Source organism: Caballeronia sordidicola, assembly GCF_001544455.2.
GTDB classification, from domain to species: Bacteria; Pseudomonadota; Gammaproteobacteria; order Burkholderiales; family Burkholderiaceae; genus Caballeronia; species Caballeronia sordidicola.
Window position 1 is genome coordinate 675900 of the sequence record NZ_FCOC02000001.1, and the last position, 15849, is coordinate 691748.

The following is a 15849-nucleotide window of genomic DNA, read 5'->3' on the forward strand; positions in this document are numbered from 1 at the left end:
GACAACGGACAAATAATGGAAATCGGACAATATCAACCGAACCTCGACGGCGACGGACTGCGCATCGGCATCGTGCAATCACGCTTCAACGAACCGGTTTGCAACGGGCTCGTGGACGCCTGCACCGAAGAACTTGAACGGCTTGGCGTGATCGGCGAAGACGTGCTGCTCGTCACCGTGCCGGGCGCGCTCGAAATCCCGCTGGCGCTGCAAAAGCTGGCTGAATCGGGTCAATTCGATGCGCTCATCGCACTTGGCGCGGTGATTCGCGGCGAGACTTATCACTTCGAGCTGGTATCGAATGAAAGCGGCGCGGGAATTTCGCGCATTGCGCTCGACTTCGGCACGCCGGTCGCAAACGCCGTGCTGACCACGGAAAACGACGAACAAGCGGTTGCCCGCATGACAGAAAAAGGCCGCGACGCGGCGCGCGTGGCGGTCGAAATGGCCAATCTCTCGGTGGCGCTGGAACAGCTCGGCGGCGACGACGAAGATGAAGACGACGAGGACCGTGCATGAAAAGCGCTCGACGCCGCTCGCGCGAACTCGCGACACAAGGGCTTTACCAATGGTTGCTGTCGGGCTCGCCCGGCGGCGAGATAGACGCGCAGTTGCGCGGCGCGCAAGGCTACGACAAGGCCGATCAGGAGCACCTGGACGCCCTGCTGCACGGCGTGATCAAGGAAGCGGACGTCATTTCCGCCGAACTTCAGCCGTGCCTTGATCGTCCGCTCGACCAGCTTTCCCCGGTCGAACGCGCGGTGCTGATGGTCGCCGCATTCGAGTTCAAGCATCACGTGGACATTCCGTATCGCGTGGTGATCAACGAAGCCATCGAGCTGACCAAGACCTTTGGCGGCTCCGACGGCCACAAGTACGTGAACGGCGTGCTCGACAAGCTCGCGGTCCAGTTGCGTCCGGCGGAAGCGCAAGGCCGCGGACAACGTACCTGAATCGATCCTTCCAACGCCGATGAACTTCGCTAAAGATCCGCTCGGCGCCGTGTCCGAACGCGCGATTCGCTATGCGGCGCGCGTGGACGCCATTGAGCCCTTCTACGTCATGGAACTGGCGAAAGAAGCGCAGGCGCTCGAACGCGCGGGACGCGACATCATCCATATGGGTATCGGCGAGCCGGATTTCACGGCGCCCGAACCGGTGATCGCAGCGGCTGCCGACGCCTTGCGGCGCGGCGTCACGCAGTACACGAACGCGCTCGGTCTGGCGTCATTGCGCGAGGCGATTTCCGGCCATTATCGCGATGCGTTCGGACTCGATATCGATCCCGCGCGAATCGTGGTGACGGCGGGCGCATCGGCGGCATTGCTGCTGGCGTGCACCGCGCTCGTGGACCGCGACGACGAAGTCCTGATGCCCGATCCCTGCTACCCGTGCAACCGCCATTTCGTGGCGGCGACCGAAGGCCGTCCGGTGCTGATCCCGAGCGGCCCGGCCGAGCGGTTCCAGTTGACCGCCGCGCAGGTTGAAGCGCACTGGACGCCCGCCACGCGCGGCGTACTGCTCGCATCCCCGTCCAACCCGACTGGAACGTCCATCGAAGCGGCGGAACTGTCGAAAATTGTCGACGTAGTGCGCTCGCACGGCGGTTTTACGATCGTCGACGAGATTTATCAGGGCTTGAGCTACGACGCGAAACCCGTATCGGCGTTGTCGCTCGGCGACGACGTGGTGACGGTCAATAGCTTCTCGAAGTACTTCAACATGACCGGATGGCGGCTTGGCTGGCTGGTCGTGCCGCCCGGAATGGTCTCGACGGTCGAAAAACTCTCGCAGAACCTGTTTATCTGTGCATCCGCGCTCGCGCAACATGCGGCACTCGCGTGCTTCGAGCCAGCCACGCTGGCGATCTACGAATCGCGTCGGCTGGAATTTGCGCGCCGACGCGATTTCATCGTGCCGGCGTTGCGCACGCTTGGATTCGACGTGCCGGTGGTGCCGGACGGCGCATTCTACGTCTATGCTGACACGCGCCGCGTCGCGCATCCGGCTGCCGGCGACAGCACCGCGCTGACCCGCTCGATGCTTCATGACGCAGGTGTTGTGCTGGTTCCGGGGAACGACTTCGGCGTTCATGCACCGCGGGACTATATCCGTTTGTCGTACGCGACCGCGTATTCGAAACTTGAGGAGGCCGTACAACGGCTTGGGACGTTGTTTCGCGCTTAAGCCGTAGTGATTCAGCCTTGGCGAATGAAAAAAGCCGTTCCAGCATGAAGCTGAAACGGCTTTTTGTATCTGCTGCCGGATCTATCGCGTGAAAGACCTTCTCAAGCGCCCACTTCCCAAGCCCCGCCATGCTCATGCTTGTTGGCTTGCGTCTCGGCGTCGTCGGTTTCCTTGCGATCGCTTGCCTGCGGCGACGCCGCCTTGGCAGGCGCTGTAATCGGCGGAACGCCATCGAGCGTGAAGTGGACGCGCTTGTCAGCGGAACCGTTCGCCGATGCCATCACCGTCTTTGGCGCGACTGGCTGCGCCGGCGCTTGCGGCGCGTTGACCGGCACGTTGCGGCCGCGGGCCACGTCGCGAAGCCGTGCGCGTTCGGCCAGCACCTTCGCGCCGTAGCCGCCATCGTCCTGTGCCGTCGAACCTACGTAGAACCGCAGGCCGCCCGCCACCGAGCCGCCGCGCGCAATGCAATCCTTCAGCACCAGCGCGCCGACCTTGATATTCGCAAGCGGTTCAAGCGCGGCGTGCGAACCGCCAAAGTATTCGAATTTGTCGGAATGAACCTTCGACATGACCTGCATCAGGCCCTGCGCGCCCACGCCACTTTCGGCATACGGATTGAAGCCCGATTCGATCGCCATCACGGAAAGCAGCAGCAGCGGGTCAAGGCCGACTTCGCGACCGGTATCGAAGGCTGCACGAACCAGTTCGCTCACGGGCTCCTGCGCCACGTGATAACGCCGTGCAATGAAGTTCGCGACGAGGTTCTGCTCACGCGTGGAGACCAGCACACGATCGTCGCGGGCATCGGCTACGACGCGCTGCGAGGAAATGGCGCTGGCAAGCGTTGAAACTGTCGGCAAGGTGCGGGGATCGAGTCCGTTCGGCGATACTGCAAGGCTCAGTCCGCCAGTGAGCTTGCGGGCGCTGTCGTCGTCGCTGGCAGCGGCGCCAAGCGAGGTCGGATCGCCGTTGCGCAATGCTTCTTCGCGCTGGTGCCCGATTGCGAACGGCGGCAACGGCTGGCCGGCGAGCAAACGCGCGGGGCCGGCTTGTACCGCAGCCGAGACCAGCGGCATCAATTTTGCGGCGAAAGAACCGCGCCATGCGGGAAGTAACCACAGCGCAAGCGCGGTGACAACGGCCGCGCAGCCGACCAGGCTGAACACGGTAAGACTCATATGTTTGGCGCGACGTAGCGCAGCACGTAGATACAGCGCTATGCGAGCGTCGGGACGCCATGACAACCAGGCATTCATTGGAGCTCCCAAATGCATTGATTTCTACAGATGTAAGCCCTGAAAACCGGCACATCACGCAGAAATCGATACCGCCAGCTCTGGGATAGCCCACGAGCGGTATCGGGAAAACGGCACAAACCGTTGGGATGGCCTGACCGGAACACTTCGATTCCGGGTGCGCGCGGCACGAGGAACATGCCAGGGCGCGCACACAAGCCACCACGCGAAAAACCGGCGAAGAAGGGCGCCGGCGAGAAAACCAAAGCCATTGCAAAACCGGAACAATCCGGCCGGGCGACGCACAGCGTCATTTCAAAAGACCCGTGGCAGTGGTAAAAAGTTTCAATCGGTGTTGTTAATGTCGATGGATTCTAGCAGCCTCAAATGATCCGTCAATGCTGAGAAATGTAAAAGCTATTACTTTTGGTTATTATAAACGGTGTTCAGAGCCTTCAAACCACCTTCCCAAGCGGTTTTCCAGCGGTCAGGCCCGAGTTGTGCCGTTGTGTGACCTGACGTACCGACATCGACACAGGTAAAATCGACAATCGCCCGCGCGCGCCAATGCGCGTCGGCTGCGGATTTCCTTTCCTCGCAGGCCCTCCCCCTTAGCCGATGAAATACAAAGACCTGCGTGACTTCACCGCCCGCCTAGAAACGCTCGGCGAGTTGCGCCGCATCAAGCAGCCGGTTTCTCCCATTCTCGAAATGACCGAACTGTCCGACCGCGTGCTGCGATCGGGTGGCCCAGCATTGTTGTTCCAAAAGCCTGCCGGACATTCCATGCCGGTGCTGGCCAATCTGTTCGGCACGCCACGACGCGTGGCGCTTGGCATGGGTATCGAAACAGACGCGCAAGCCATGTCGGATCCCAGCCTTTTCAGCGATAAAGCCGCCCTCGAGTCGCTGCGCGATGTCGGGCGTTTGCTATCGGCGCTCAAGGAGCCCGAGCCGCCGAAAGGGCTCAAGGACGCGGGCAAGCTGTTGTCCCTGGCCAAGGCCGTGTGGGACATGGCGCCGAAAACGGTGAGTTCGCCGCCGTGCCAGGAAATTGTATGGGAAGGCCAGGACGTTGACCTTGCACGCCTTCCCATCCAGACATGCTGGCCAGGCGACGCCGGCCCGCTGATCACATGGGGCCTCACGGTGACGCGCGGTCCGAACAAGACTCGGCAGAACCTCGGCATCTACAGGCAACAGTTGATCGGGCGCAACAAACTCATCATGCGATGGCTGGCGCATCGCGGCGGCGCGCTCGACTTCAGGGAATTCGCGCTCGCCAATCCGGGCAAGCCGTATCCGGTGGCCGTTGTGCTGGGCGCCGATCCCGCCACCATTCTCGGCGCGGTAACGCCAGTGCCCGACTCGCTCTCCGAATACCAGTTTGCCGGCTTGCTGCGCGGCGGCAGGACCGAACTGGCGAAGTGCCTCACGCCGGGTGTCGATACATTGCAGGTTCCCGCGCGCGCGGAGATAGTGCTGGAGGGATTTATCCATCCGCAAGACGGTCCTCTGCCGCAAGCGCCCGAGGGCGCGCCGCCCCGGCCACAGAATCATGCTTCCGCGAAATACGAGCATGCGCTCGAAGGCCCGTACGGCGACCACACGGGTTACTACAACGAACAGGAGTGGTTCCCGGTCTTCACGGTCGAAAAGATCACCATGCGCCGCGACGCGTTCTATCACTCTACGTATACAGGCAAGCCGCCCGACGAACCCGCCGTGCTCGGTGTGGCGCTCAACGAAGTGTTCGTGCCGCTCTTGCAGAAGCAGTTCACCGAGATCACCGACTTCTATTTACCGCCCGAAGGCTGCAGTTACCGCATGGCGATCGTGCAGATCAAGAAGAGCTATCCGGGACACGCCAAGCGCGTGATGTTCGGCGTCTGGAGTTTCCTGCGGCAGTTCATGTACACGAAGTTCATCGTGGTGGTGGATGACGACGTGAACATTCGTGACTGGAAGGAGGTGATCTGGGCGATTACCACGCGTATCGATCCATCGAGGGATACGGTGCTCGTCGATAACACCCCGATCGACTATCTGGATTTCGCGTCTCCGAAGGCGGGCCTGGGATCGAAAATGGGACTCGACGCCACGAACAAATGGCCCGGCGAGACGGATCGCGAATGGGGCCGGCCAATCCTGATGGACGACGCGGTCAAGCGCCGCGTCGACGCGTTGTGGGACGAGATCGGATTTTCGGGAGGCACGCCATCATGAGCGTTGCGGCGACGGTTTATCGTGGGGAATCGGTGGAAAACACGCACGCCGCGCACGTCGCGGTAGTCGATGCCGAAGGCCGTGTGTTGTACGCGTTCGGCGATCCTTCGCGCATGACGCTGGCGCGCTCCGCCGCAAAACCGGCGCAGGCGCTGGCCGTGCTGGAAACCGGCGCGCTCGAGCGTTTTGGCTTCGATGACGCCGATCTCGCCCTGATGTGCGCGTCGCACAACAGCGAGCCGCGCCACATAGAACGCGTACGGGCGATGCTTGCAAAGGCGCACGCGAGCGAATCCGATCTCCGGTGCGGCGGCCATCCGCCGTTATCGGATGCGGTCTGGAAGGACTGGGTCAAACGCGACTTCACGCCCACGGGCGTCTGCAGCAACTGCTCCGGCAAACACGCGGGCATGTTGGCGGGCGCGCAGGCGCTGGGCGCGGCGATCAAGGACTATCACTTGCCCGCCCATCCGTTGCAGCTTCGGGTCAAGCAGACCATGGCGGATATTTGCGATCTTCCGGACGATGGCGTGCAATGGGCTATCGATGGATGCAACCTGCCTACGCCGGCATTTCCACTGGATCGGCTGGCGCGCCTTTTTGCGAAGATCGCGGATGCCGCAACACGTCCGGAAACGACGCCGCGCTCGAACGCCCTCGCCCGGATCTATCGCGCGATGACGGCTTATCCCGAACTCGTCGCCGGCGAACAGCGTTTTTGTACGGCGTTGATGCGCGCCTTCGAGGGCGAACTCGTCGGCAAGGTGGGCGCCGAAGCGAGCTATGCGATCGGCGTGCGTGGGTCGGAGTCGAGCGGCGCGCTGGGGATCGCGGTGAAAGTGGAGGACGGCAATACCACCGTGCTCCATGCAATCGTGGCCGACGTGCTCGCGCAGCTCGGCATTGGCACCGAAGCGCAACGCGAAAAACTCGGCGCTTATCGCAATCCGGCGATGCGCAACACCATGGGTATCGAAACGGGCCGGCTTGTGGTTTCAGTGCCGCTCGAACGCATGTAACTGGCGCCTCGCTCAATAACAACTAACAAGGAAAGCCTGGATGCACGCGTTGCCATTGCTGTCGGATGGATTTTTTCTGTCGTTGTCGCTGTGTCTGGATATCGGTATTGCAAACGTCGCGATCATCTCGCTGACGCTTTCCCACGGATTCAAGCCCGGCATGATGCTGGGTCTCGGCACCTGTTTCGGGGATCTCGTGTACGCCGCGCTGGCGCTCGCGGGCATGGCGGCTTTACTCCAGTTCGACGCCGTGCGCTGGATCGTATGGATCGGCGGCTCAATCGTTCTGCTGTTTCTTACGTTCAAGATGGCACGTGAGGCGCTGTACCCGGCTTCGGCGCCTTCGGTGGAAGGCGAGCCCGATCTTGCCACGCCGCGTCCGTCACATCTGCGCAGCTTCTTGCGTGGCGTATTGCTGGCGGTTTCATCGCCGAGCGCCATTCTGTGGTTTGCCGCCGTGGGCGGCGCGCTGATTGCAAAAGCGGGCGCAACCGGCAAGCTGAGCGCTTCGGTGTTTCTCACCGGATTCTTTTGCGGCGGCCTCGCGTGGACTGTGTTTATCTGCGCGCTTGCAAGCCACGGCCGCAAGCGCGCGGGAACGGCGTTACTGCGCGCTTGTCACGTGTTGTCGGCGGTGCTGTTCGCATACTTCTCTTACAGCGTTATCGTGCATGGATATCGTGATCTGATTTGAAGAGCGTGCCGGCGTTCTCCTGTAACTGCATCAGCCGGCATGCCAGCAAACGAACCGTGTCTGCATTACCAGCGCGGAAAGACCGGCCCGCAAAGCAAAACGGCGCAACACGACTCGATCGTGTTGCGCCGCATTTATCAGCTTGCAACGTAGCCAGCCGCCCTACGGCAGGTCAATGACGCCAACCGCCATAACCGCCGCGATAACCGCCCCGATATCCATAACCGCCGTGATAACCACCCCAGTACGGGCGACGGTAATACCCCCCGCCGACGACAACCGCAGGCGGCGCGTAGACCACGGGCGGCGCGTAATAAACAGGCGGCGGCGGTGGCGCGTAATACACCGGCGGCGGTGGCGCGGCATACACCGGATATGCTGGCACCCCAATGCCGATCCCCACGGACACATGAGCTTGAGCCGCACTCGTAAAGCCTGCGCCGAGAGCAGCGGCAATCAGAAACGGAACTAATTTTTTCACTTTTCTTCTCCTCGCCGCAGGACCCGTGCACACGACGGGACAACGCAACGACATGCATTCAATGTAGCGAAAAACCCTGAATCCCACCTTAAGCATTTGTAGCAAATTGCAATTGGCATCGTCTTAAAACTGGGCGCTTTTCTCCCAGTTTCAAGGGTTACCGCCCTTGTCGGCGAATGGCTGCAGCCGCGCAGCGGGTGATATTAAGGATTTGCGGGGCTCTCTACCGATTACGCATTGCATCGAGCGTTTATTCCAAATGTCACCAAAGAAATGATTGATTACACTTGACTGTCGACGTGCACAAATAACAAAGCCCCGCCGACGGAAAACCATCGGACGGGGCGCAATGCTTTTTAGGCCTGATCGGCGACGTGGGCGTCGCCGCGTCGCCTAGCCCACTTTTACGTAGGCGAATTCGCGCGTGACGCTGGGCGGCACATAGGCCCCGCTGATCCGCACGCGTGGTGTGAGCCTTTTGCGTTGATCCCACCACTGACGCCGATGCGTCTCGCTGAGAAAACGAAGATGTTTCCGGTAAGCAAAGATACTCATGACGACTCCCGAACGTTGCGAAACCAGCACTGGCAATCAAAGAACCCAATGTGAAGCGCCCTGGACTGTCGCCTGCGAGCGAAACGCCGCCTGTTCACCAGTGCGCATCGCGCGATGGATTCGCGCGACAATCAATCCAACCCTTTCGATCAAGCAAAGTCCATGCCTTTTTGTCGCGATTACGCATTCCGATGCACATGTGTACAACCGGGCCGGCCGCCGCGCCGTGTGCGATACAAGCGTGCCGATGAAAGTGCGTAAGTACGAAACTGCAAGCGAACTTTTCGAAGACCGTCGCCAACATGTCGATATTTGTATTTTTAACCGTTCTCAACGACGCCATTGGTGCGACGGCGAACGCTCGGGAACCGGAACTGCCACTCCGTTTGCTCGACTCACAGCGTGCGGCAACCATCCCAAGGTGCGCTCAAGCCATGCTATCGTGATGCCCGGCGCGCCCGCGTGGCAAAGCCGCCGGGGGACTCGGCAGGCGCGCCGGGCGATTGCTTCCAAAACGCCCGTTTGAATGTCCGGGTTGACACCGGACAGAAACGTGTAGAAACGGCCACAAACGCCCAAGGATCCGGCCGCCTTCGACGCCAATCCGTTCAGCTACGAGAAAAAACAATGATCAAGGTCAGCTTTTTATATCCGTACAGCGAGAATGCGCGCTTCGACATCGATTACTACTGCTCGCACCACATGCCGTGGGTTGCCAGCTTGCTGGGCAGCGCATTGAAAGGCTGGTCCGCGGACGCCGGCGTCGCGGGCGGTGCGCCGGGTTCGAAGCCTGCGTATGCGGGCGCGGGTCACCTGCTGTTCGATTCCGTCGATGCCTTCACGGCGGCCGTCGCGCCGCACATGAAAGCATTCACGGACGATATTCCGAATTACACCGACGGCGATCCGCCCGTTGTGCAGATCAGTGAAGTTCGCGCGAGCAGCTAGACGGCTGACTCGCCATGCGGCCGGTGTCCCCGCGCCGCTTTTATACTGCCCTCGTGATACCCCGCGCGGCCGCGAGCGCCGCGCTTTTGCCTCGAAAAGGAATTGAGATGTTCGGCGAGATCGCCCGTTTTGTACTCAACACTGTCTTTACGCTGTTTGGCGCCGCGCTGTTGCTGCGCGCCTGGATGCAGTTCGTCCGCATGCCGCCGTACAACCCGGTGTCCAACGCCGTGATGCAGGCCACCAACTGGCTCGTCCTGCCGTTGCGCAAGATCCTGCCGGCCACGAAGTCAGTTGATCTGGCGAGCATCATTGCGGCGTTCATTGCTGCGCTCGTATTCCTGATCCTCATGGTGCTGCTCGCGGGCGTCGATGCAGCGGGTCTTCCGGTGCTGCTTCCCACGCTGCTGCTGGTCGCGGTGATCACGGTCATCAAATGGGCGCTGAATCTCATCATCTGGATGACTATCCTGATGGCGCTGCTGTCGTGGCTCAATCCTCAATCGCCAGCCATGCCACTGCTGTATCAGCTCACGGCGCCGTTTCTGGAGCCGTTGCGGCGCATCTTGCCGCGCATGGGCGGTATCGATCTGTCGCCCATCCTGCTGTTCGTGATCGTGCAGGTGCTGCTGATGATCGTGACGCGCCTTGCCGTGACGATGACCACGTTCGGCATCTGAAAGCTCGCCGCGGAACCAAGGTTGCGGGAACGCAGCCGTTCCGCGTAAAATCGTGGTCTCTGCGGGCGTCGTATAATGGCCATTACCGTAGCTTCCCAAGCTACAGACGTGGGTTCGATTCCCATCGCCCGCTCCAGTCATGAAATGCAAAAAGCCGCCCTCGCAGGCGGCTTTTTGATTTAAGGCGGCGTGGTTGTTCACTGCGGTTCACTGCCGTTTACTGCCATACCGCCTTTGTCCCGCCCCGGCTCAACCACAGATTCCATCCTTGCCGATGATCCACGATCCCACCCCAGACCACGACAATGCCAACGCAGCCAATGCGGGATCAAGCGAAGTCGAGCAGACGCCCGAAACCCGCCCGCACCGCCGCATCCGCAGCTTTGTGACGCGCGCGGGCCGGGTATCGACAGGACAACGCCGCGCGCTCGATGATTTCGGCCCGCGCTTCGTCCTGCCTTTCTCGCCGCAACCGCTCGACTGGGACGCCGCGTTTGGCCGCAGCGCGCCGCGCGTGCTTGAAATCGGCTTTGGCATGGGCGGGACAACAGCGGAAATCGCCGCAGCACGCCCAGCCGATGACTTCCTGGGCGTCGAGGTGCATGAACCCGGCGTGGGCGCGCTGCTCAAGCTGATCGGCGAACAAGGGCTGTCAAATATCCGGATCGTCCAGCACGACGCCGTGGAAGTGCTCGAGCAGATGATCGCCGGTCAAAGTCTTGACGGTGTCCACATCTATTTTCCGGACCCGTGGCACAAGGCGCGTCACCACAAGCGCCGTCTGATCCAGCCAGCGTTTGTCGCGCTGCTGGTGTCGCGGCTGAAACCGGGCGGCTACCTGCATCTCGCGACCGACTGGCAAAACTACGCCGAGCAAATGCTCGAAGTGTTATCAGCCGAACCGGCGCTGGAAAATACATCGGATGCGGGCTATGCGGCGCGTCCCGATTATCGGCCGGTAACCAAGTTCGAACGCCGGGGCCTGAAACTCGGCCACGGCGTGTGGGATCTGGTCTTCAAGCGGCGCTGATATCGCGCGGCCAAATGCAAAACGGGCCGTTCCGGCTCACGCTGGAACGGCCTGGTTCATTTGCATCGGCCATTTTGGAGTCGGCAAAAAGCAACCGCGCGAACTTACTCCGCCCAGCTCAATCCGCCGCTGTACCCCACGATCAGGATCAGCAAGCCAAAACCGATCCGATACCACGCAAACGCGGTGAAATCGTGCGTGGCGACATAGCGCAGCAGCCATCGGATACAGATGAACGCGCTGATGAACGCCGCCACCAATCCGACCAGGAAGAGCCCGAGCGAATCCACTGATAACGTCTTCCAGTCCCTGGCAAGCTCATACAGCGTCGCGCCGAAAATAATCGGGATCGCGAGGAAGAATGAGAACTCGGTCGCGACCTTGCGCTCCAGCCCGAACAACATTCCGCCAATAATCGTCGATCCCGAGCGCGACGTGCCCGGAATGAGCGCGAAACATTGGGCAAGGCCAACCTTCAGCGCGTCGGAGTAACTGAGGTTGTCGACCGAGGTCACGCGCGGAGCGATATTCCTTTCGCGGTTTCGCGCCTCGGCCCACAAGATCACAATCCCGCCCACGATCAACGCCACCGAAACGGGCACCGGCGCGAACAATACAGCCTTGATGTGTTTTTCAAGCAGCAGCCCCAGCACGATGGCCGGAACGGTCGCAATGATCACGTTGAGCGTGAACCGCCGTGCTTGCGGTTGCGTGGGAATCCCGGCCACGACAGCGCCGATCTTGCGACGGTATTCCCAGACAATGGCGAGGATCGCGCCGAACTGGATCACGACGTCGAACGTTTTTGCCTGCGCGTTCGTGAAGTTGAGCAAACTGCCCGCGACAATCAGGTGTCCCGTACTCGATACCGGCAAGAACTCGGTCAACCCTTCCACCACGCCCAGAATCAGCGCCTTGCAAAATAGAATCCCGTCCATCTGTCCGCCCTTTTGCCATGGTTCGGCCGTCGCCGGCCTGTCGTTCCGGCGCGCCGCGTGCGGACTTGCATCGAAAAAATGCTACTTTTCGACGATCTGCACGCGTATGCCGTTTGTAAGGACGGTGATTGTACCGGGTTCGTAATTCACTCCGGCAAACTGCAACTGTTCGGGCTTGAACGTGTAGATAGGGTAACGATCCAGAAACTGCGTCGCGATGACCGCGCCCGCCGCGTTGATCTGCTGGTTGTACTGCGCGGCGTCGCCCGTTACCTGGCTGTCGTCGACTGTCGGCGACATCAGGATGACCGAATGACTGGCGGCGTCGTAAGCAAGCTGACTCGACAGCGTAAAGACGCCCGTCACCGGATTTGGCATGAAAGGCGTTGCCAGACGCGCGTCGACTCGCACGGTAATGCGGTTGCGGTCCGGCGCGAGGCCGACCAGCGGATTGGCCAGCGTGACATCGAAAATCTGCGATGCCGTGCGTTGAAACGGAAACTTGCGCTGCACGGCGTCCTGGACTTCTGCCCGGCTGAACGTGTAGTGATCCGGAATGAACGGGAATATGGATGCAGCGCGCGCAGGGGTCACTCTTTGCGTTCCCAACGCCACCGCGCTTGCTCCGCCCAAAGCCGCGAGCAGGAACCGGCGCCGCTTCGGCGCAACGGCTTGAGTCATGCGAGATTCTCCAGTAACTTGAATGAGCATTCGACCATTCAGGCGCGCTCGGGTTGCGCGGGTTGTGCGGGTTTCGTATCGAATTCAAGCTGCTTGAGCCAGGCGAGCGCGTGGTCACGGGTGTTTCCGCACATTGGCTCCGATGGCTTGAGGCCCGAGCAACACGCCGGCCGCAGCGGATCGCCGAAAATCGCGCAGCGCAAATCCTCTCCGAGTTGCACGCAGCGCACACCCGCCGGCTTGCCGTTGGGCATGCCGGGAATCGCGCTCGAGATGGACGGCGCGATACAGCACGCGCCGCACGCTTCGCGGCAGGCATGGACGGACCTGATCGGATTGGGGACAACGGCCATGGGTCGGGCGGCTTTTCAATACATGTAACCCTGCATTGTGCCACCGCGTGTCAAGCCACGCGGCTGCGGCGTTATCACGCAAGAATCGTGGAAATTTGTCGGCTAGACTCGAACGATCTATTCATGGCCTGTCAGCAATGTCCCTCTTTCGCCCCGATCTGCTCACGAAATATGACGCGGCCGGGCCGCGCTACACGTCGTATCCGACCGCCGTTCAGTTCACCGAATCCTTCGATCGCGATCATTATCTACGGGCGGCGGCGGACAAGGACGCGGCATCGGCAGATCTTTCGCTGTACTTCCATATCCCCTTCTGCGACACGGTGTGTTTCTATTGCGGCTGCAACAAGATAGCAACGAAAAACCGCGGACACGCGCGGCCGTATCTTGATCGGCTAAAACGTGAAATTGCCTTGCAGGCAGCGTGTTTCGATACAGCCCGTCCCATCTCGCAATTGCATTGGGGCGGCGGCACGCCGACGTTTTTATCGCACGAGGAAATGACCGAGCTGATGGTCGCGACCGGCGAATCGTTCCGGCTCCTTCCGGACGCGCAAGCCGAGTATTCCATCGAAATCGATCCGCGCGAGGCGTCGGCGGAAACCATTGGCGTATTGCGGGAACTGGGCTTCAACCGGTTGAGCTTCGGCGTGCAGGATTTCGACCTGCGCGTGCAGCAAGCGGTCAATCGCGTGCAGCCGTTCGAGATGACCGAAGCGGTAATGTCGGCGGCTCGAGCGGAGCAATTCAAGTCGGTCAGCGTGGACCTGATCTACGGATTACCGCATCAAAGCGTGGAGAGCTTCAGCCGCACGCTCGATACGATTATCGGCCTGGCTCCGGACCGGCTGTCCGTATTCGGCTACGCGCATATGCCGAGTCTTTTCAAGATGCAGCGGCATATCGATGAAACCGCGCTGCCCTCGCCCGCCGTGCGTCTTGCGATACTCGAACGGGTTATCGAGAAGCTGACCGGGGCGGGTTACGTGTATATCGGAATGGATCACTTCGCGCTTCCCACCGATGAACTCGCGATTGCCCAGCGTGCCGGGACACTTCAGCGCAACTTCCAGGGCTACAGCACGCAGGCGGATTGCGACTTGATTGGCCTGGGCGTTTCGTCCATCGGCAAAGTCGGCGATGTTTATGCGCAGAACGCCAAGGACATGGCCGGATACGCGGCGGCAATCGACCGGGGCGAGCTGGCAATTGCGCGCGGTGTGCGGCTTGGCGCCGACGACCGCATGCGGCGCGACATCATCGCTCAACTGATGTGCCAGTTTTCGTTGCGCTTCGACGCCATCGAGGCGGTGTATGGCATCCGGTTTCCCGTGGCGTTCGCAAGTGAACTGGAACGGCTGAAACTGCTCGAAGCCGACGGACTGGTAGAAGTGACGCGTACCGGCATCAACGTGCTTGCCGACGGACGCATGCTGGTGCGCAACGTGGCGATGATCTTCGATCGCTATCTCGCCGGAAACGCCGAGCGGCGTTTCTCAAGAACAATCTGATTTGATCTGAACCTGGCCGCGCTTGCAGCGCCCGCCTGCTCGCGATACCTTTGGCAGCTTTGCCGCCCGTCGCCGTGAAACGCGCTATCGTGCGGCGTGCTCCACGTTCCACAGGCAGGCAATGCATTTATCTAGAAAACGGGCAAGCGTTATTGCGGCTATCGTTATCGTCATCCTGCTGGCGATTGGCGTCGTGCATTCGCTGCGCAAACGCGCAACAGCCAACGCACCGGCTCCTTCTTCGGCCAATGAACCGGTCATCGAATTCACGCAGGACGATCTCACTGCCGTCGCCCGCCATACGCTGTCCGAAACACTGCCGCTCACCGGCTCGCTGCGCGCGGTCACGCAGGCGGCAGTGAAAGCGAAAGTCGCCGGCTCGGCGCTCGATGTCCGCGCGCGAGAAGGCGATACGGTCAAGGCCGGACAAATCCTGACCACGATCGATGCCCGCGATTACGCCGCGCGTGCCGACCAGTCGCGCGGACAAATGGCCGCGATGGCCGGACAACTCGACATCGCGAAACAGACGCTGGAAAACAATCGCGTGCTTGTGGAAAAAGGCTTCATCTCGAAAAATGCCTTCGATACCGCCCAAAGCCAGTACGCCATCGCCGCGGCGAATCTGGCCGCGGCGCGCGCGGCGTTGTCGTCGTCGAACCTGTCGGTGGCGGACACCATCGTGCGCGCGCCGTTCGGCGGCCAGATTGCGTCGCGTAACGTGGAACCGGGCGAACACGTGGCGGTCGACGCCAAGCTTTTCGATATTGTCGACCTGACCCAGCTCGAACTCGAAGCACCCGTGCCGGTGGGCGAGATCGGACGCGTGCGGATCGGCCAGCCGGTGCTGCTTCGTTTCGATGGAATCGATTCTCCCGTCAACGCCACCGTCACCCGTATCAATCCGGCCGCGCAAGCCGGCTCGCGCTCGATCATGATCTACGTCCGCGTGGCAAATCCGCAATCGACCTTGCGCATCGGCATGTTTGGAACTGGCAGCGTGATTGTCGGCAGCACGGCGAATGCGGTGGTCGTGCCGGCGACGTCCGTTCGCACGGACGGCCCGCGCCACAGCGTCTATGCAATAACGAACGGCAAGCTGGTCGAGGTTCCCGTGACAACCGGCGCGACCGGCGACGCTGGAGGCTCAAGCTGGACCGAACTCGTGAATGCGCCGCTTGGCGAAGGCCAGCAGGTTGTGAAGAACAATCTCGGCGCTTTGCGTGTTGGCAGCGCGGTGCGTCTGGTGGGCGCCGGCGTGAACGCCGCGTCGTCACCCGTCACTTCCAGATAGCGGGGCCGCGGATC

At 61.2% G+C, this 15849-nt stretch carries 18 protein-coding genes and 1 tRNA gene; 13 read left to right on the top strand and 6 right to left on the bottom strand.

The genetic code is table 11. The features are described 5' to 3' along the window. Positions 1–15 precede the first annotated feature (15 nt). From ribH to AWB64_RS02935, 3 genes are read left to right on the top strand one after another with little or no spacing between them, the layout of a single operon-like run. Positions 16–519: a 6,7-dimethyl-8-ribityllumazine synthase gene (ribH, locus tag AWB64_RS02925; RefSeq protein ID WP_047896193.1), complete on the top strand. Its 504-nt coding sequence runs from the start codon at positions 16–18 to the stop codon at positions 517–519. Beyond that, complete coding sequence (gene nusB, locus AWB64_RS02930; protein WP_060817091.1) at positions 516–953, top strand: transcription antitermination factor NusB; 438 nt, start codon at positions 516–518, stop codon at positions 951–953. The genes ribH and nusB overlap by 4 nt, the downstream gene beginning before the upstream one ends. 19 nt (positions 954–972) lie before the next feature. Further along, positions 973–2187 carry a pyridoxal phosphate-dependent aminotransferase gene (locus tag AWB64_RS02935; protein WP_060817092.1) on the top strand — a complete coding sequence of 405 codons (1215 nt, stop codon included), beginning with the start codon at positions 973–975 and terminating at the stop codon, positions 2185–2187. Between the two features lie 101 nt (positions 2188–2288). Here AWB64_RS02935 and AWB64_RS02940 read toward each other — a convergent pair whose 3' ends face one another. Further along, complete coding sequence (locus tag AWB64_RS02940; protein ID WP_060817093.1) at positions 2289–3446, bottom strand: transglycosylase SLT domain-containing protein; 1158 nt, start codon at positions 3444–3446, stop codon at positions 2289–2291. 597 nt (positions 3447–4043) lie between these two features. Here AWB64_RS02940 and AWB64_RS02945 point away from each other — a divergent pair. Genes AWB64_RS02945 through AWB64_RS02955 form a run of 3 tightly spaced genes read left to right on the top strand, consistent with a single transcriptional unit; the run spans position 4044 to position 7364 of the window. Continuing rightward, entirely contained in the window at positions 4044–5651 is a 1608-nt protein-coding gene (locus tag AWB64_RS02945) for a UbiD family decarboxylase (RefSeq protein ID WP_060817094.1), read from the top strand. Next, a complete protein-coding gene (locus AWB64_RS02950) occupies positions 5648–6670 on the top strand; it encodes an asparaginase (RefSeq protein ID WP_060817095.1) in 1023 nt (340 codons plus the stop codon). The genes AWB64_RS02945 and AWB64_RS02950 overlap by 4 nt, the downstream gene beginning before the upstream one ends. A gap of 40 nt (positions 6671–6710) precedes the next feature. Further along, entirely contained in the window at positions 6711–7364 is a 654-nt protein-coding gene (locus tag AWB64_RS02955) for a LysE family translocator (RefSeq protein WP_060817096.1), read from the top strand. Between the two features lie 172 nt (positions 7365–7536). Here AWB64_RS02955 and AWB64_RS02960 read toward each other — a convergent pair whose 3' ends face one another. Beyond that, complete coding sequence (locus tag AWB64_RS02960; RefSeq protein WP_060817097.1) at positions 7537–7845, bottom strand: hypothetical protein; 309 nt, start codon at positions 7843–7845, stop codon at positions 7537–7539. Positions 7846–8238: 393 nt separating this feature from the next. Then, complete coding sequence (locus AWB64_RS31845; RefSeq protein ID WP_167353894.1) at positions 8239–8400, bottom strand: hypothetical protein; 162 nt, start codon at positions 8398–8400, stop codon at positions 8239–8241. Here AWB64_RS31845 and AWB64_RS02965 point away from each other — a divergent pair. The 5 genes from AWB64_RS02965 (at position 8399) to trmB (ending at position 11058) form a co-directional block, all read left to right on the top strand. Then, the gene (locus tag AWB64_RS02965; RefSeq protein WP_157766576.1) at positions 8399–8926 is read left to right on the top strand and encodes a hypothetical protein; all 528 of its coding nucleotides are present in this window, start codon (positions 8399–8401) and stop codon (positions 8924–8926) included. The genes AWB64_RS31845 and AWB64_RS02965 overlap by 2 nt on opposite strands. Positions 8927–9027: 101 nt before the next feature. After that, the gene (locus tag AWB64_RS02970) at positions 9028–9348 is read left to right on the top strand and encodes an EthD family reductase (RefSeq protein ID WP_060817099.1); all 321 of its coding nucleotides are present in this window, start codon (positions 9028–9030) and stop codon (positions 9346–9348) included. 107 nt (positions 9349–9455) lie between these two features. Beyond that, a complete protein-coding gene (locus tag AWB64_RS02975) occupies positions 9456–10028 on the top strand; it encodes a YggT family protein (protein ID WP_060817100.1) in 573 nt (190 codons plus the stop codon). A 61-nt stretch (positions 10029–10089) separates the two neighbouring features. Then, a tRNA-Gly gene (locus AWB64_RS02980) sits at positions 10090–10164 on the top strand. Positions 10165–10302: 138 nt separating this feature from the next. Further along, positions 10303–11058: a tRNA (guanosine(46)-N7)-methyltransferase TrmB gene (trmB, locus tag AWB64_RS02985; RefSeq protein ID WP_060817101.1), complete on the top strand. Its 756-nt coding sequence runs from the start codon at positions 10303–10305 to the stop codon at positions 11056–11058. Positions 11059–11162: 104 nt separating this feature from the next. Here trmB and AWB64_RS02990 read toward each other — a convergent pair whose 3' ends face one another. The 3 genes from AWB64_RS02990 to AWB64_RS03000 form a co-directional block, all read right to left on the bottom strand. Continuing rightward, positions 11163–11996 (bottom strand): undecaprenyl-diphosphate phosphatase, encoded by an 834-nt coding sequence (locus tag AWB64_RS02990; RefSeq protein ID WP_060817102.1) that lies wholly within the window; start codon positions 11994–11996, stop codon positions 11163–11165. Between the two features lie 81 nt (positions 11997–12077). Further along, positions 12078–12677: a DUF1439 domain-containing protein gene (locus AWB64_RS02995; protein ID WP_060817103.1), complete on the bottom strand. Its 600-nt coding sequence runs from the start codon at positions 12675–12677 to the stop codon at positions 12078–12080. Positions 12678–12715: 38 nt separating this feature from the next. Then, positions 12716–13030: a YkgJ family cysteine cluster protein gene (locus AWB64_RS03000; protein ID WP_060817104.1), complete on the bottom strand. Its 315-nt coding sequence runs from the start codon at positions 13028–13030 to the stop codon at positions 12716–12718. A 137-nt stretch (positions 13031–13167) separates the two neighbouring features. On the opposite strand from AWB64_RS03000, the gene hemN reads away from it, so the two are divergent. Together hemN and AWB64_RS03010 are read left to right on the top strand one after the other, a co-directional pair. Beyond that, on the top strand, positions 13168–14541 hold the full coding sequence (gene hemN, locus AWB64_RS03005; protein ID WP_060817105.1) for an oxygen-independent coproporphyrinogen III oxidase: 1374 nt from the start codon (positions 13168–13170) through the stop codon (positions 14539–14541). Between the two features lie 121 nt (positions 14542–14662). Then, the gene (locus tag AWB64_RS03010; protein WP_060817106.1) at positions 14663–15835 is read left to right on the top strand and encodes an efflux RND transporter periplasmic adaptor subunit; all 1173 of its coding nucleotides are present in this window, start codon (positions 14663–14665) and stop codon (positions 15833–15835) included. Positions 15836–15849: the final 14 nt, after the last annotated feature.

What these genes read in the sequence shown, in the direction of transcription:
- AWB64_RS03010 (WP_060817106.1), top strand. Translation starts at nt 14,663, where the DNA reads ATGCATTTATCTAGAAAACGGGCAAGCGTTATTGCGGCTATCGTTATC.
- AWB64_RS02950 (WP_060817095.1), top strand. Translation starts at nt 5,648, where the DNA reads ATGAGCGTTGCGGCGACGGTTTATCGTGGGGAATCGGTGGAAAACACG.
- hemN (WP_060817105.1), top strand. Translation starts at nt 13,168, where the DNA reads ATGTCCCTCTTTCGCCCCGATCTGCTCACGAAATATGACGCGGCCGGG.
- AWB64_RS02995 (WP_060817103.1), bottom strand. Translation starts at nt 12,677, where the DNA reads ATGACTCAAGCCGTTGCGCCGAAGCGGCGCCGGTTCCTGCTCGCGGCT.
- AWB64_RS02970 (WP_060817099.1), top strand. Translation starts at nt 9,028, where the DNA reads ATGATCAAGGTCAGCTTTTTATATCCGTACAGCGAGAATGCGCGCTTC.
- trmB (WP_060817101.1), top strand. Translation starts at nt 10,303, where the DNA reads ATGATCCACGATCCCACCCCAGACCACGACAATGCCAACGCAGCCAAT.
- AWB64_RS03000 (WP_060817104.1), bottom strand. Translation starts at nt 13,030, where the DNA reads ATGGCCGTTGTCCCCAATCCGATCAGGTCCGTCCATGCCTGCCGCGAA.
- nusB (WP_060817091.1), top strand. Translation starts at nt 516, where the DNA reads ATGAAAAGCGCTCGACGCCGCTCGCGCGAACTCGCGACACAAGGGCTT.
- AWB64_RS02955 (WP_060817096.1), top strand. Translation starts at nt 6,711, where the DNA reads ATGCACGCGTTGCCATTGCTGTCGGATGGATTTTTTCTGTCGTTGTCG.
- AWB64_RS02945 (WP_060817094.1), top strand. Translation starts at nt 4,044, where the DNA reads ATGAAATACAAAGACCTGCGTGACTTCACCGCCCGCCTAGAAACGCTC.
- AWB64_RS31845 (WP_167353894.1), bottom strand. Translation starts at nt 8,400, where the DNA reads ATGAGTATCTTTGCTTACCGGAAACATCTTCGTTTTCTCAGCGAGACG.
- ribH (WP_047896193.1), top strand. Translation starts at nt 16, where the DNA reads ATGGAAATCGGACAATATCAACCGAACCTCGACGGCGACGGACTGCGC.
- AWB64_RS02990 (WP_060817102.1), bottom strand. Translation starts at nt 11,996, where the DNA reads ATGGACGGGATTCTATTTTGCAAGGCGCTGATTCTGGGCGTGGTGGAA.
- AWB64_RS02935 (WP_060817092.1), top strand. Translation starts at nt 973, where the DNA reads ATGAACTTCGCTAAAGATCCGCTCGGCGCCGTGTCCGAACGCGCGATT.
- AWB64_RS02975 (WP_060817100.1), top strand. Translation starts at nt 9,456, where the DNA reads ATGTTCGGCGAGATCGCCCGTTTTGTACTCAACACTGTCTTTACGCTG.
- AWB64_RS02965 (WP_157766576.1), top strand. Translation starts at nt 8,399, where the DNA reads ATGACGACTCCCGAACGTTGCGAAACCAGCACTGGCAATCAAAGAACC.
- AWB64_RS02940 (WP_060817093.1), bottom strand. Translation starts at nt 3,446, where the DNA reads ATGAATGCCTGGTTGTCATGGCGTCCCGACGCTCGCATAGCGCTGTAT.